Genomic DNA, 16,380 nt, shown 5'->3' with positions numbered 1-16,380 from the left:
AAATTTAAATTCTTAACCCATGATCATATTAGCGTGTATCGTTTTAGGTGTGGGATGCTTTGTACTGTTTTATAAAGCCATTCAATTTTTTGAAAATCTATAATATTTGACTCTTATGATTGTATTACTAATTATAGCCCTGGCTGTATTTGCTTATTTGTGTTATGTCTTACTCAAACCAGAACAGTTTTAAAAAAGACGCCAAGGAAGTTGGTATAACACTTTTAGTCTTTACGATGATTTACGGCATCATCTATCTTATCCATCAGATTTTATTATTAATTAAGTAAAAATGAACACAGAAATATTCGGAATTATCGTCACTTTTTTAGTGGCTATTGGAATTTCTATTCCTCTAGGAAAATATATTGCCAAGGTTTATGCAGGTCAACCTACCTGCCTAGATGGTATCATGGCTCCAATAGAAAATCTGTTTTACAAAAGCAGTAAAATTAGGCCAGAAGAAGGGATGAACTGGAAGCAACATTTAGTTGCCTTGTTAACCATTAATGCTGTTTGGTTTGCCGTGGGATTTGTCCTATTGCTGACACAAGGATCTTTGCCACTCAACCCTGACAACAATCCGAGTATGCCTCCTGATTTGGCCTTCAATACCATCATTTCTTTTCTCGTTAATTGCAACTTACAGCACTATGCAGGTGAAACAGGAGTAACCTATCTCACGCAACTGGGGTTGATGTTTCTTCAATTTGTTAGTGCTGCAACGGGAATGGCCGCTGCTGTAGCTGTATTTGAAGCATTTAAACAGAAAAAAACGACCTTATTAGGTAACTTCTATGTGTATTTTGTAAAATCACTAACGCGTATCTTATTGCCTATTAGTATGGTGGTAGCTGTAATCTTGATTTTTCAAGGTACTCCTATGACGTTTGAAGGAAAGGACAGCATGACCACTTTAGAAGGCCAACAGGTAGAAGTGTCTCGGGGTCCTGCCGCAGCGTTTATCGCAATTAAACACTTAGGAACAAATGGAGGAGGTTTTTTTGGAACCAATTCTGCCCATCCTTTTGAGAATCCAACTTACCTAAGTAACATGACAGAAATGATAGCTCAATTGATTATTCCGTTGGCTATGGTGTTTGCCTTTGGTTTTTACATTAATCGCAAGCGATTTTCTTGGATGATGTTTGGCGTAATGACCGTAGGCTTCTTGTGTTTGGCAATTCCCAATATTATCATGGAGGCTAATGGAAATCCCAATATAGCAGCCATGGGGATTGACAATAGCGCAGGAGCCATGGAAGGAAAAGAAGTGAGAATTGGTGCCGCCGCTTCTGGTTTTTGGAGCATTGTTACAACTGTAATCTCAACAGGGTCGGTCAATTCTATGCACGATAGTACCATGCCGTTATCAGGGATGAATCAATTGCTTGCCATGATGATCAATTCCTTTTATGGAGGAGTTGGAGTTGGTATTCTCAACTTCTTTGTATTCATTGTACTAGCCGTATTTATTAGTGGCTTAATGGTAGGAAGAACACCAGAGCTATTTGGAAAGAAAATAGAGGCTAAAGAAATGAAAATTGCCATGGTTATAGCACTTATTCATCCGCTTTTAATTCTCAGCAGTACAGCTCTAGGAGTGGCTTTTCCTGAAATGACAACAGATACTTTAAACAATCCTTCTTTTCACGGATTTAGTGAAATACTCTATGAATATACTTCTGCCGCAGCGAATAATGGAAGCGGATTCGAGGGACTAGGAGATAATACATCTTGGTGGAATTTTTCAACAGGTATTGTCTTACTCCTGGGGCGTTTCTTGCCAATTATAGGTCCAGTGGCCTTGGCCGGATTCCTTGCGCAAAAGGACTATGTGCCCGAAAGTGCTGGTACTTTGGCTACTGATACTGCAACCTTTGGAACCATTGTGTTAACAGTGATCTTACTTGTAGCAGCTTTAGCCTTCTTTCCGGTATTAACTCTAGGTCCAATTGCAGATTACTTTACTTTAACACGTTTATAAAACATGGCAACTCAAAATAGTCAAGCGCTTTTTCAAAAAGAAGCAGTGATAAAGGCCCTCAAAGAGGCTTTTATCAAATTAGATCCCCGAACATTGGTGTACAATCCGGTTATGTTTACCGTAGAAATTGGTACAACTATTATGCTCGGCGTTTGTATCTGGATTTTAACAGGAGCACAAAGTCAAGGGAGCTTTGGTTACAACTTTAGTATTTTTCTGTTGCTGTTGATCACTTTGTTGTTTGCCAATTTTGCTGAGGCAATCGCAGAGGCTAGAGGGAAAGCACAAGCGGATAGTTTGCGAAAAACTAGAGAGGAAACCCCTGCTACATTAGAAGATGGCACACAAGTTTCTTCATCTGTTTTACAGAAGGGAATGATTTACTGTTGTGTTGCTGGAGATATTATCCCCGCAGATGGGGAAATTATTGAGGGATTAGCAACGATTGATGAAAGTGCTATTACAGGAGAAAGTGCTCCTGTAATTCGCGAAGCAGGTGGAGATAAGAGTTCTGTTACCGGAGGTACGAAAGTATTGTCTGATCGCATTAAAGTACGTGTAACGGCACAAGCTGGGGATAGTTTCTTAGATAAAATGATCGCCTTAGTAGAAGGTGCGAATAGACAAAAATCGCCTAATGAAATTGCCTTGACCATCTTACTTGCTGGCTTTACCTTGGTGTTTACGTTAGTTGTTATTACGCTTAAGCCATTTGCTGATTTTGCCCATGTATCGATTACTATTGGTGCGTTGATTTCCCTCTATGTGTGTTTGATTCCAACGACAATTGGCGGTTTGCTATCTGCTATTGGTATTGCGGGAATGGATCGCGCATTACGAGCCAATGTGATTACGAAAAGCGGTAAAGCAGTAGAAACAGCCGGAGATATAGATGTATTGCTATTGGATAAAACGGGAACGATAACCATTGGAAATCGCAAGGCAACTCATTTTCATCCTGCAGACGGTGTTGACCCCTCAACGTTGATCAAAGCTGCAGTATTGAGTTCACTTAGTGATGACACTCCAGAAGGAAAATCAATTTTAGAACTTGCGCAAGCGGATCCTTGCGATTACGTTGTGGACAATCCGCGTTTTATTTCTTTTACTGCAGAAACAAGAAGCTCTGGAATTGATTATGGCGATGTCCGCATCCGAAAAGGGGCTGTTGATGCAATGAAAAACAGTTGTATTCAGGCAGGACATTCATTTCCTCAAAATGTAGCGGATTGCGTCAAACAAGTGGCTGAAAACGGAGGAACACCTTTAGTGGTTGCACAAAATGAACAAATACTTGGCGTAATTGAATTGCAAGATATTATCAAACCGGGTATTCAAGAACGATTTGCTCGATTGCGAAAAATGGGAATTAAAACGGTAATGGTTACGGGAGATAACCCGATGACTGCTCAGTATATTGCTACAAAGGCAGGTGTAGATGATTTTATTGCGGAGGCGAAACCAGAAGACAAGATGAATTACATCAAACAAGAACAAGTTGAAGGACGATTAGTAGCGATGATGGGCGATGGTACGAATGACGCGCCTGCCTTAGCGCAAGCTAATGTTGGAGTAGCGATGAACAGCGGAACACAAGCCGCAAAAGAAGCAGGAAATATGGTGGATCTAGACAATGATCCAACCAAATTAATTGAAGTAGTCGAAATTGGAAAACAGTTATTAATGACTCGCGGAACACTAACTACTTTTAGTATCGCTAATGACGTAGCCAAGTACTTTGCCATTATCCCCGCTTTGTTTATTACGGCGATTCCCGCTTTGCAGGGATTGAATATTATGCAATTACACAGCCCTGAAAGTGCCATCCTTTCTGCGGTTATTTTCAATGCAATTATTATTCCTTTTCTGATTCCTTTAGCGTTAAAAGGAGTTGCCTATAAACCAATCGGAGCAAGTGCCTTGTTGAGAAGGAACTTGTTGATTTATGGACTAGGAGGTGTACTTGTTCCGTTTATTGGTATCAAATTAATTGACCTTTTTGTTTCCTTATTTATTTCTTAAACACATGAAAAATAATTTATTACCATCGATTATATTAACTACAGCTTTACTGGTATTACTAGGGGGAATTTACCCCTTAGTCTTGTGGGGAATTGCACAAGCAGCTCCAAATGCAGGCGAAGGATTTACAGTAGACAGTGAGAAGGGAAAACAATATATCAATATTGGACAAGCCTTTACATCGGATCAGTATTTTTGGTCACGCCCTTCGGCTGTAGATTACAATGCCGCAGGTTCAGGAGCTAGTAACAAAGCCGCATCAAATCAAGAGTATTTAGCTGAAGTACAACAACGCATAGCTGATTTTATAGCTAAGAATCCGACAGTAAACAAGCAAGAGATCCCTGTGGATTTAGTAACCGCAAGTGGTAGTGGTTTAGACCCTCATATTTCGGTGGCCGCTGCCTATGTACAAATCGAACGCATTGCCAAAAAGAGAGGCCTAGCTGTGAGTCGCTTGGAACAATTGGTGTTAGAACACATCCAACAGCCCTTATTGGGCGTATTAGGACCTCAAACAATAAATGTAGTCGAATTAAACCTCGCATTAGATGCGTTACAATAATATGAAAGAGAGCTTTTTTTTAGTAGGTGCGCTTATTAGCGGCGCACTTGCTTTTTCAACCGTTCAAGCACAAGAACGCCAATGGACAGATGCAGTTAAGGTGTCAGCTTATGGGGAGTTGTACTATTTGTATAATTTGAATCAGCCCGAATCGGGGCAAGTAGCGCCATTTCTATATTCCTACAATCGCCACAATGAAGTAAATCTAAACTTTGGAATGGTCAAGTTGAAGTATGAACAGGAACGGGTCCGTGCCAACCTTGCTTTGATGGCAGGTACCTATGTGCAAGCGAATCTCGTAAATGAGGCCGATGGATTAAAAAATATATATGAGGCCAATGTAGGGGTTAAATTATCTCCTACTCATGAATTGTGGTTGGATGCTGGAATTATGCCTTCACATATCGGCTTTGAAAGCAATATTGGGGCAGATATTATGACGATGACACGCAGTATAATGGCAGAAAACTCTCCTTATTTTTCCTCCGAAGTAAAATTGTCCTATGGAACACCCAACAAAAAATGGCTGGTGGCTTTGCATTTGATGAATGGCTGGCAGCGTATTCAACGTCCAGAGGGCAATTCATCTTTGGCGCTTGGACATCAATTAACATATACGCCAAATAGCGCTTGGGCATTTACTAGCAGTTCCTTTGTAGGAAGTGATTCACCCGATGTTAACCGTAAAATGCGCTACTTTCACCATGCTAATATGACTTATCAACTGAATGAAGACTTGAACTTGCTGTTTGGCTTTGATTTTGGAGTTCAACAAAAAGAGAAAAATGGAACGACTTACAGCAACTGGTGTGCACCGTTAATCATGGGACAATATAAAGTAAACAACGCATGGAGAATCGCCGCTAGATTAGAATATTATCGCGATAAAGAGGGAGTAATCATCCAAACGGAGACTCCAAACGGCTTTCAGACTTGGGGATATTCATTCAATGTAGATTATGAAATTACAACCGGAGTGCTGTGGAGAGTAGAAGCGCGATCATTGACTAGTAAGGATGCTATATTCACGAGAAATGAGCGAGCAACCTCAGGGCAATTCACAATAGGAAGTAGTATTTCAATTCGATTGTAAATGGAAAGAGAAACGCGCCAAAGTGCGGAGGATTTTTTAGCGCTTATCCACCGTTCTAAACGGGGTAAATTTAAGGTATATATAGGAATGAGTGCGGGTGTTGGCAAAACCTATCGCATGTTGATGGAAGCTCGAGATTTATTTCAGAAGGGAATCAATGTCAAACTGGGGTTTATAGAAACACATAACCGCAAGGAAACCCATGCACTGCTCGAAGGTTTACCCCTTATACCGAGAAAAGAGGTATTCTACAAAGGAAAAAAAGTAGAAGAACTGGATTTAGAAGCTATTTTACAAGATCATCCTGACATTGTAATTATTGATGAATTGGCGCATTCTAACATTGCAGGAAGTAAAAATGCCAAGCGTTGGCAAGATGTGATGGAGTTATTAGAGGCAGGTATTCACGTTATATCTGCCCTTAATATCCAGCATATTGAAAGTCTACATCAAGCTGTTCAGGAAATTACATCTATTGATGTCACCGAACGCGTGCCAGATAAAGTCATTCAAGAAGCGGATGAGGTGGTGAATATCGACCTAACTGCGGATGATTTGATTGAACGATTGAAAGGAGGAAAGATTTATCCCCATGAAAAAATTCCCTTGGCACTGCAAAACTTTTTTACTTCATCCAATATATTGCAATTAAGGGAGTTAGCTCTAAAAGAGGTTGCTTCTTACGTAGAAAATAAGGTAGCTACTGAAGTGAGTAGGTCTATTTCGGTTAAACCTAGTCGTTTTATGGCGTGTATTAGCTCTAATGAAAAGAATGCAAAAAACGTCATTCGAAAAACAGCGCGATTGGCAAGTTATCTCAATTCGAAGTGGTATGTGTTGTATGTGCAAACACCTCCAGAACATCCTAATAAAATTGCTTTAGATAAACAGCGTCATTTGATTAATAATTTTAAATTAGCTACAGAATTGGGAGCAGAAATCATTAAAAGTGAGCATGCTAATATTGCTAAAGCTATTCTCATCCAAGTTGAGCAACGGCAAATTACAACGATTTGTATTGGAAAGCCTCGTTTGCGCTTGTATCAGATTATTTTGGCAACCAATGTGTTTAATCAACTGTTGAAAAAGTTGACTTCTTTACCAATTGATATAATAATTTTTTCAAAATGAAAATTAAGACAAAACTGACTTTAGGACTGGGATTATTGTTTACACTTATCGTATTCTTAGGAGGAATAGGAGCGGTGTATATTCACTTTCTCAAGTTGGACACGCGCAATATTTTACACGACAACTACAATTCGCTTTTGTATGCGAAGAGTATGTTGCGTGCTTTAGATCAGCAGGGCGAAAGACAGTTGATTCAGTTTGAAGAACAATTGAAGAACCAAGAAGGCAATGCAACAGAAGTAGGGGAAAAGGAGATGAACATTACCTTGCGTAACTACTTTGAATCCTACAAGAGCAACGGACAACGTGAGACTGATTTATTGCAAATTAGGACTTGGTTGATTGAAGTAATGGAGATGAATATGCAGGCGATAGCGCTCAAGAGTGAATTGGCAAATAAAACGGCTGTACAAGCAACAATATGGATTGCTATAGCTGGCGTAGCTTGTTTTGTGATTGCTTTAGGCTTGTTAATTAATTTACCCTCAAATATTGCAGACCCCATTCAGAAGTTAACGGCGAGTATCAAACAAATTGCCAGTAGTAATTACAAAGAACGGGTGTTTTTAGATAAACAGGATGAATTTGGTGAATTAGCACAGTCTTTCAATACGATGGCTCAAAAGTTAGAAGAGTACAACAGCAGTCATCTAGCCAAATTGATGCGACAGAAAAAGCGAATTGAGGCATTGATTAACAGCATGTCGGACGTTGTTATTGGATTGGATGAAAATATGCAGGTTATTTTCGTCAATGAGGAGGCTTGTAAAGTATTGGGGCTTTCAGAGGAAGAAATGGTGGGAATAAGCAGTAAAGATATTGCTATTTACAACGACTTAATGCGCATGCTATTGAAGGAAATTAAAGTGCCACAAGCTGAGAAAGAACCTTTTAAGATTATACACAATGACAAAGAAAATTACTTTGACCAACAATTTTTGCATATTGAGATTACACCAACAGGAGAAGCTGTTAAAGAATTAGTTGGCCATGTAATTATACTGAAAAACATCACGGAGTTTAAAGAATTAGATGCGGCAAAAACGCGTTTTATTGCTACGGTTTCCCATGAGTTTAAAACGCCTATATCGGCTATGAAAATGAGTTTGCAACTGCTGCAGAACAGTCGAATCGGAACATTAAACGAAGAACAGAACGTCTTGGTTGATAGCATTCAAGAAGATGTGGGACGCTTGTTGAAGATTACATCTGAATTACTCAATTTGACACAAATAGAGAGTGGCAAAATAACAATGAACAGACAACCGTGCAAGGTGCAGCAAATCGTGCAATATGCCGTAGAAGCAAATCACATACAAGCAGAACAAAAAAAGATTCAAATCGAGGTTAGATTGCCTGATGAGATGAAAGCTATTAGTGTAGATATTGAAAAGACTACGTGGGTATTGACTAATTTAATCGCGAACGCCATTAACTATTCGCATGAATCCTCCGTCGTTGCGGTTAGCGTCACACAAGAGGTGGACCAAACAACCATTAAGGTTAAGGATCAAGGAATAGGAATTCCTCCTGAATACTTAAACCGCGTTTTTGATCGCTATTTTAGAGTGCCAGGAACACACCGGGAAGGAACGGGCTTAGGACTTTCAATCAGCAAAGAGTTTATCGAGGCTCAGCAAGGAACTATTGCCGTGAATAGTGAATATGGAGTAGGAAGTGAATTTGTGTTAAACGTACAAACGATTTAATGCGATGAACGGTTCAATCGATTTGAACTAGATGTAGTCCCAATAACATAAGCTCTGGGGGTGTAGAGGGGCATTGGATTTTTGGGAAGGCGTTAATGCGGAACAGCCACGGTTAACATCACACCTTCTCCCTGTTTAGAATGAAGGTGTAGCGTAGCGTTAATTTGTTGAGATCGCTCATGCATGTTAGAAACTCCCATGCCCATTCCTTCTGTTTTTTCAAAACCAATACCATTATCACAAATGATGAGGTTAAAAGTAGAAGCGGTGTAGTGAAATACAATGGTACACAAAGTGGCCTTCGAATATTTGTTGACGTTTTGTATCGCCTCCTGTAAGATATAGTACAGATTAATTTTGGTAGTAGCATCGAGTTTTTCAAAGTTTATACGCGAATCAAATTCAAGAGAAAAACGCGTTTTCCAAGCGTTAATCTGAAAAGATACTAAGTCCGTCACTACTTGTTCAAATTGATGCTCATTGAATAACCTATTGTCAATGAGTGTATGTGAAATGTCTCGGGTTGTATTTTCTAATTTCTTTAATTCCTGAATGAGCAACTGCTTGCTTTCTGTTTGGGGTGTATCGAGTAGTTCTAAGTGAAAACGTACCCCAAATAACGTATTAACGATACTGTCATGTAGGTTTTTGGCTATTCTATTGCGTTCTTTTTTCTTGATATCCAAAGAAATTAAGTTGCGTTCAACAATTAATTCATTGATGCTTTTGTTTGCTTTTCGCTGTGCTTTAACAAGTTGTAATTCTTTGTTTTTAATCTTCAATTCAGAACGAAATATACTGATAATCAGGATGAACAACAGTATTATTCCAAAAATGACCACGGTATAGATACGATCTTTGAGTTGATTGTTTTCTTTTTCAATGACTTCCGTTTGATAGGCAATACGCGCAAAAGTATTTCGCGTTTGATTCTCTTGCGTAGTTAAGGCTTGTCTCAAGCGGATTAATTCTTTCACTTTATCGTGCATTTGATAGTCGTCATGAGTCAAAAGAAACTCTAGCGCTTCTACTTGTTGTGGTAGTACCTGATGCTTGGTTGCGTTGGTATATGCAAGCTGTGCCCATGTATTCGCTTGTTGTGGCTGTTGTTCTAGTAGGTATAAATGAGCGAGATTCATTGCGCTATAATACATGCGAAAACTATTTCCTAGAATAGAATCATCTATAAAACTTTGATGCACTTCTTGAATAAAACGGCTGTCTTTTGTTAATCGATAATTGCATTGAGCCAAGGTATTTCTAAGAAAAGAAACGAGCATAATGGGGGTGTCTTCCTCGAGGTAGGCTTGTCCTCGCAGGGCATATGCTTTTGCTTCTATAAACTTGTTTTGGCTATAGCAAACTTCTGCTAAATTGCCGTAGGCATTACCAATGGCCATTTTTGCTCGTTTGGTATCCAGTACTTTGTGTTTGGTAATATCCTGTTGAATCTGATGAACGGCTGTTATAAGATAGGTTTCGGCCTCTTTATAGTTCTTGCGTTCCATTAAACACAATCCCATGAGCTGATTCGCTTCAAAATTAACGGGGTTTTGAGGATATTGATTTAATATAGAAAGAGCTTGAGATACCTTGGATTCACTTTCCATATGTAAGCCCATCTCAAACAACAAACGCGCTTGATAAAATTTAGTTTCTCCAATTTTTAGCGAATCATTTAGTTTTTTATAGATGTTTTCCGTCTTGATATAGTAGTAAAACGTACTATCTAGTTGATAACTATCGTGATAGTACATTCCCATATGGTTATAGGTACGGGCCAAATGGGGCAAGTCGTTTTTGCGTAAAGAAAAGGAAATACTCTTTTGCGCCAACTGTTGAAAGTTAACAGAATCTAAGGTCCATCGAAGCTGATTTAAAGTGCTGTCAATCACACTTCTGTTGTGTTGCGTATTGGATAAGGTTAAGGCATTCGCAACGGAATGAGCAAGTGATTTAGCGAGACTATCTTTATGCGTATTATCATATTGTACAGCATACAACTGATCGATATCGGTTGGGGAGGTTAACTGCTTATTGGTACAATGTGTAAAACTGAAAACAGCTAGTAATACTAGGGAGTATACAAGCACTTGGTGTCTCATAGGCATTAGATGGAACTAGGTAAAGTTAGGAAAGTTTTACTACATAATCTGTATCATTTTAACAAATTTTATCAGCGGTTGTTTTTATAGCCGAATTGCAGTGAATTCACCGAGTAGCCCAGCGGTAATTAAAATAGGTTAGACCATAGGAAAACCATGGAAATAGTCTAATTTTGCATAAAAGATTTAGATAATGAAAGAAGAGAAGCAAATCAAGAAAAAACTACATGAACGCAATAAACATCGAGGTTTATACGATTTCGATCAATTGAAATTGGCAGTTCCTGAATTAGCATCTTTCATTAGCAAGAATCCATCTGGTGTAGATACGATTGATTTCGCACTTCCTGAGGCAGTGGTATTACTCAACAAAGCTATTTTGATGAAAGAATATAAGATTACGTTTTGGGAGATGCCTAAAACAAATCTTTGTCCGCCCATTCCTGGGCGTGCAGATTATATTCACTATATAGCCGATTTACTTGCCGAAGGAAATGGCGGTAAAATACCAACGGGAAGAGGGGTAAAAGTATTGGATTTGGGAATCGGAGCCAATGTAATTTATCCCATTATCGGTATAGCTGAATATGGATGGGAATTTGTGGGTTCTGAAGTGGATGTAGTGTCAATGAAAACAGCAAGTCACATTGTGGAAAATAATCCTCACCTGAAGCAAAATATTGAAATTCGCCAACAGAAGAGCAAGCGAAATATCTTGAAAAACATCATAGGAGAAAAAGAGTATTTTGATGTCGTTATCTGCAATCCCCCTTTCTTTTCTTCTCGAGAAGAAGTATTGGCCAAAACCACACAAAAGTTGAGAAATTTAGGAAAAGAAGTAGTCGGAAAACCCGTACAAAATTTCAGTGGTCAGAACAATGAATTATGGTGTGAAGGAGGAGAGAAAGCCTTCATCACAAACTATATTTACGAGAGTAAACACTTCAAAAGACAAGCGGTTTGGTTTACAACATTGGTGTCAAATAAAGACAACCTCAAACCCTTACAATCGTTGTTAAAGCGATCCGAGGCGGCCGAAGTACGCATTATTGCAATGGAACAAGGGAATAAAATAAGCAGAATTTTGGCTTGGAGGTATTAATAAGGGAAATTGAATTTCATAAGCCTGATTAAAGCGGAATATAATAAAAAGACAAGTTTCTTGTTTACAAGAAGGTGATAACTAGAAGGATAGGTGATGGTGTTTGCGTTGAAAGTCAACGTTTAATCATCACCTAAGAATAGAGAAAATTCGAAGATATCCTCTTCGTTTTTACTGTATTTCTTTCGCAAACGCTGCTTGGCCTTTTTCACAGCGTCAGGAGTAATTCCGATAATTTGTGCCATTTCCTGGTTGTTTAACCCCAATTTTTGCAATAAAATAATGCGCAAATTGGATTCGGTTAAATTGGGAAAACGAGTGAGTAACTGTTGGTAATAGGTTGTTTGTTCTTCTCGGAATGCTTGTTTAAAAAAGGCCCAATTATCATCCGTCATCAAGTGCGACGTTAATAAAGCCTCTAATGAAATCTTTTGTTCTTTATTTTTAATTAGTGAAATTTCTCTTTCTAACTGTTTAACCTGGTCATTCTTACTATCTAGGTAGGTATAAAAGGAATCCAAGGAGTTATGTGCATCTGTCAACTTAGCTTCCATTTGCATTTTGTCATTTTGAAAACCCAGTAGTTTATTTTGAAATTTCACATCATTTAATTTAATGCGGCGTTTGTATAGAATATAGATAAGAATAACAATAATAGAAAGTAAGAAACTGATAAAGAACCAGGTTCTCTGTAACACTTGTACTTGCTCAAGTTTAATCTGTTGCAAACTCAATTCCCATTCGATGTTTTTCTTTTGATAGTTGAGCGCTACTTTGTCAATAATGCTTTTATCTTCTGTTTTTACTTGTAAATTTAAACGGTCTAATTCTCTTCTCAATGTAAGCTCTTCCTGTTCATTCTTTTGAACTATAGCTATTTGCAAAAGTAAATCGGTACTTTCTTTTGCGTAAATTTTTAAATAGCTCTTGCTATCGGCATAAGTTTTGACTTCAAGTAGGGTTTGTTTGGCTTCAGCCAATAATCCTTGCTTAAAATACATTTTACTCAATTGCAATTGAGCGTACATTTCATTTCTAAATTCGCCAATACGAGCAGAAATAGCAATATCTTCTAATAAGAGTTGTTCAGCCTTTTTCCAATTACTTCGCGTAATTTCAATTCGAGCTAAATCGCCAATAGCTTTAGCATAGCGAATGCTATCTTGGGCTGTAATGGCGCTTTCTTTGGTGCGTATAAAGTACTTTTCTGCCGTAATAAAATCTTTTTTATTGAAGTAATTAGCACCTAGTGCATTGAGAAGCGTTGGATATTCTTTTGAATTTTTAGGGATTATATTTAACGCTCTTGTGAGAAAATCAATACTCGTATCGTATTCTGTTATGGTCTGAAAAAAGTAAGCATTCTCCTTCAAAACTTCATTTCCTCTAAATAAATCAGCGTTTGAAAGTTGATTCAAAGCCTGAGCCGATTTGGTAAAATACGGATAGGCTTCTGTATACTGGTTGTAGATATAGTAATAAAACCCCGTTTTAGAATACACCCATGTTTGGAATGCAAGATCGCTATCATGTTCTACCCATTGAATTGCCTGATTGTACAAGCTGGTACTTTTATCATTTAGAGCATCTGATTCTCGTGCGTAGAGGGCTGCTAATCGAATGGTGTAGCCAATTTTCAATTCCTTTGCATGGGGTGTTTTGGGCTGTGCTTCTATCTTCTGTAGTTGTTGATATAATTCACTTTTAGTAGCAATGGATTCGATAGTTTGAAATTCTATCTCAAGTGATTCATGGGATTTGTTTTGTGCATGACAACCACTGATCAGTCCAATAAGGACAATGAATATGTAAATAAAAGTTCTGATGTTATTTGTTTTTTGCTAAAGTAAGTAAAACTTGATAATTTCAACCACAAAAAAAGCCCTAACTTTCGTTAGAGCTTTCCTTTTGTCGGGGTGGCAGATTACCTCCCTTCAGTCGGTGTTCCTCTAAAAAGGAGAGTTGTACCAAATGAAAGCTTCGCTGCGCTCGTATGCCTTTTTTATATCCGATTTGAATTCAAGTAGAACTTGATTCAATCTGGATATAAAAAAAGCCCTAACTTTCGTTAGAGCTTTCCTTTTGTCGGGGTGGCAGGATTACCTCCCTTCAGTCGGTGTTCCTCTAAAAAGGAGAGTTGTACCAAATGAAAGCTTCGCTGCGCTCGTATGCCTTTTTTATATCCGATTTGAATTCAAGTAGAACTTGATTCAATCTGGATATAAAAAAAGCCCTAACTTTCGTTAGAGCTTTCTTTTTGTCGGGGTGGCAGGATTCGAACCACTCCTCGTAAATATCTTTAAATCAATCTATTGTATTGTTTGTAAAAAACCAACTCACCTAATAGCTCACCTTAGTAAATTAGGTTAAAATCAAATATAATGATTTTAAATGTATTAAAAAAGTACTAAAAAGTTAAATAATAACCTGTTTTTTTGATTGATGGAAGCGAATATTTTAGAAAAAATATTAGGTTTAGCCTTTGTTTGTTTTTGTTTTGTTTTTTGGTGTTTTGTTGTGTTTATTTTATATTATTAGTTAACTAATTTAATTTGATGTATTTTGTTGTGAAATGACATGCTTGTTATGGTATTATTGTGTTGTCGGGGTGTATATTTAGCTTTAATTATGTGTTTTTAGATTGAAATAAATAGACTTTTGTCTATTACAAAATATTTTTTTACTATGAATGTTTAGGTAATTGATTCTTATATCTTCACTTTATGTATTTTATGTTCAAATAATTGTTTTCTTATATTATAAATATTAATAAAGTTTTTATCTCCCTTATATTCCTCATTGCCATTTGCAAAACCTTCTTCTGTAATTTCATCTGGATAACAATTAATTACGGGTATAATAGAAGACTTAAACATATATTTTACGTGATCTATTAAATTGATGTCATTAATTTTTAATATTTTAAATAGTAAATCAATTTCTTTAGGATTAAATTGAAAATTGCCCATAGGAAATAAATGAATCGTGAAATAAGCACTATTAAAAGAGTGTTGTGATTTTTCTTCTTCTTGTTCCAGTTCCTTAAGCTCTTTTTGCATTACTAATATCTTATTTGTGCTATCATCAATTTTCTCTTTTTCTTTAATGATCCATTCAACAAAGGTTCCTTCTTCTTTAGTGTAATTAATTTTTTTATTAAAATCATAATTATCATATTGTTCTATGTAGGTGTCAAGAAGATTTAAAACTTCTAATATCTTTTCTTGATTTTCTATATTTTGATAGTACTCAAGTAAAACAGTTAGTGTAAATAATACATTTTCAGTGTGTTTTATTGATTTAAAGTAAGATAATATATCATTCACATTGTTTAAGACATTTGATAAAAATGTATCAGGAAGCTTTAAGTTTGTGATTCTGCGTACTAGGCAATCAAAGTGTATAATGAAACGACAGTATTTTATAGTACATATGTGATACGCAAAGTTTGAATTACCTTGTTTTGTCTGATGGCAAAGCTCTTCATATTGTTTACTAATTTCACCAAACTGCTGTTCTGCATATTCTACTTGATTTTGAACTAATATTGTAATTAAGCTAGAAATAAATTGTTCTGATGTATAATCAAGTAGTTCTATTTTAGCTAGGTTTTTAATATAATTTGTAGCTCTTGGATTGTTAATAAGTTTATGAATCGCTTTTTCAAATTTTATAGAAATATTACCAGATGTATACATTTCACTCCTTAACAATTTTATTTCATCCAATTGTTGGTGGAGATATATTGTTCCATCCTTTGTAAAGGAGTTTGCTATATCTTCATATTGAGTAGTAGTAATAAAATTTAAGGTTTTTTGGAGGTTTAAATACATAAAAAGCAAGTATTCTTTTAGAGTAGGTTCTAACAGATTGATTTTTCTATTTGCTTGTTTAAGAAAGTCTATTGATTTTAAAAACTCTCCTGAATAGTAGTAAGATACGCCAACAACAAGGTTATATATGGCGGATCTATCGTTTAAATGTCTTGTTTTTTGGTGTAAAGAAATAATAGTATCCCATTTGCATTGGTCAATTAAAAGAATGCCAATTTCTTCAATGCAAGAAACAATTTCTGATTCAGAAATGACATTGTAATTGAAATCAGTAAGGATAACATCATTTTTTTTAATTGCTCCGAAATTTTCAGCAAGTAAAGCATTTGTTTTTCTCAATGAAATACCATCAGAAAAAACAATTCTATATATTTCATCTATAGAATTGCTATCCAATTTGTTTTTAAACTTAATAGTATGGTTAGCTTGCTCTTGCCACTTAGGATTACTATTTGTTAGATAATGTATTACTTCTTTTAATGTTACAAAATAAATTGCATTCTCCTGGTTAATGTAGAAGCCATAGAACCCAGGTTGTCCATTATTTAAAAGATATTCAATATTACTTGTTTTGATACTTTTACTGTAAGATCCATCAATATTTTGCTTAGTGTTTTCTGTACTCTTGAGTTGAAAATTTAATCCAAAACCTGTTATTTTACTATTAGCCTTAAGTTCAAGTCTGAAATCAATTCCATTATCAATAGTTTCTTCTTTAACTACAAATCTGTGAGGATCAAATAAAAGGCGAAAGTAGTTTTTAGACTTTATTTCTAATTGTATATTTCTTGAATCATTAGGTAAATTCCTATTATTAATATCATGTTCCATTT

The 16,380-nt window shown here is 36.6% G+C and carries 11 protein-coding genes; 8 read left to right on the top strand and 3 right to left on the bottom strand.

Translation table 11 applies throughout. From position 1 onward, the window contains the following. Nucleotides 1–115 precede the first annotated feature (115 nt). The 7 genes from kdpF (at nucleotide 116) to FBR08_RS15530 (ending at nucleotide 8,507) form a co-directional block, all read left to right on the top strand. Nucleotides 116–193: a K(+)-transporting ATPase subunit F gene (gene kdpF / locus FBR08_RS17115; RefSeq protein ID WP_158964335.1), complete on the top strand. Its 78-nt coding sequence runs from the start codon at nucleotides 116–118 to the stop codon at nucleotides 191–193. A gap of 99 nt (nucleotides 194–292) precedes the next feature. Then, complete coding sequence (gene kdpA / locus FBR08_RS15555; protein WP_158963734.1) at nucleotides 293–1,987, top strand: potassium-transporting ATPase subunit KdpA; 1,695 nt, start codon at nucleotides 293–295, stop codon at nucleotides 1,985–1,987. 3 nt (nucleotides 1,988–1,990) lie between these two features. Beyond that, nucleotides 1,991–4,009: a potassium-transporting ATPase subunit KdpB gene (gene kdpB / locus FBR08_RS15550; RefSeq protein WP_158963732.1), complete on the top strand. Its 2,019-nt coding sequence runs from the start codon at nucleotides 1,991–1,993 to the stop codon at nucleotides 4,007–4,009. Between the two features lie 4 nt (nucleotides 4,010–4,013). Beyond that, nucleotides 4,014–4,574 (top strand): potassium-transporting ATPase subunit KdpC, encoded by a 561-nt coding sequence (gene kdpC / locus FBR08_RS15545; protein ID WP_158963730.1) that lies wholly within the window; start codon nucleotides 4,014–4,016, stop codon nucleotides 4,572–4,574. Beyond that, nucleotides 4,561–5,667 carry a porin gene (locus FBR08_RS15540; protein WP_233266139.1) on the top strand — a complete coding sequence of 369 codons (1,107 nt, stop codon included), beginning with the start codon at nucleotides 4,561–4,563 and terminating at the stop codon, nucleotides 5,665–5,667. The genes kdpC and FBR08_RS15540 overlap by 14 nt, the downstream gene beginning before the upstream one ends. Beyond that, entirely contained in the window at nucleotides 5,668–6,798 is a 1,131-nt protein-coding gene (locus FBR08_RS15535) for a sensor protein KdpD (RefSeq protein ID WP_158963728.1), read from the top strand. Next, nucleotides 6,795–8,507, top strand: coding sequence for a sensor histidine kinase (locus FBR08_RS15530; RefSeq protein WP_158963726.1), 1,713 nt, complete (start codon nucleotides 6,795–6,797; stop codon nucleotides 8,505–8,507). The genes FBR08_RS15535 and FBR08_RS15530 overlap by 4 nt, the downstream gene beginning before the upstream one ends. Nucleotides 8,508–8,599: 92 nt before the next feature. Here the strand turns inward: FBR08_RS15530 and FBR08_RS15525 are convergent, their stop codons facing one another. After that, nucleotides 8,600–10,612 carry an ATP-binding protein gene (locus FBR08_RS15525; RefSeq protein ID WP_158963723.1) on the bottom strand — a complete coding sequence of 671 codons (2,013 nt, stop codon included), beginning with the start codon at nucleotides 10,610–10,612 and terminating at the stop codon, nucleotides 8,600–8,602. A gap of 193 nt (nucleotides 10,613–10,805) precedes the next feature. Here FBR08_RS15525 and rlmF point away from each other — a divergent pair, with 193 nt between their 5' ends. Next, entirely contained in the window at nucleotides 10,806–11,714 is a 909-nt protein-coding gene (gene rlmF / locus FBR08_RS15520) for a 23S rRNA (adenine(1618)-N(6))-methyltransferase RlmF (protein WP_158963721.1), read from the top strand. Between the two features lie 122 nt (nucleotides 11,715–11,836). Here rlmF and FBR08_RS15515 read toward each other — a convergent pair whose 3' ends face one another. Both FBR08_RS15515 and FBR08_RS15510 read right to left on the bottom strand, forming a co-directional pair. Further along, a complete protein-coding gene (locus tag FBR08_RS15515) occupies nucleotides 11,837–13,354 on the bottom strand; it encodes a tetratricopeptide repeat protein (protein ID WP_158963719.1) in 1,518 nt (505 codons plus the stop codon). 1,068 nt (nucleotides 13,355–14,422) lie between these two features. Further along, a complete protein-coding gene (locus FBR08_RS15510; protein WP_158963717.1) occupies nucleotides 14,423–16,378 on the bottom strand; it encodes a DUF4365 domain-containing protein in 1,956 nt (651 codons plus the stop codon). Nucleotides 16,379–16,380 lie beyond the last annotated feature (2 nt).

It is taken from the genome of Myroides fluvii (genome assembly GCF_009792295.1).
In the GTDB taxonomy this organism is placed as follows: domain Bacteria; phylum Bacteroidota; class Bacteroidia; order Flavobacteriales; family Flavobacteriaceae; genus Flavobacterium; species Flavobacterium fluvii_A.
This window is presented reverse-complemented; position numbering and strand designations above follow the sequence as displayed.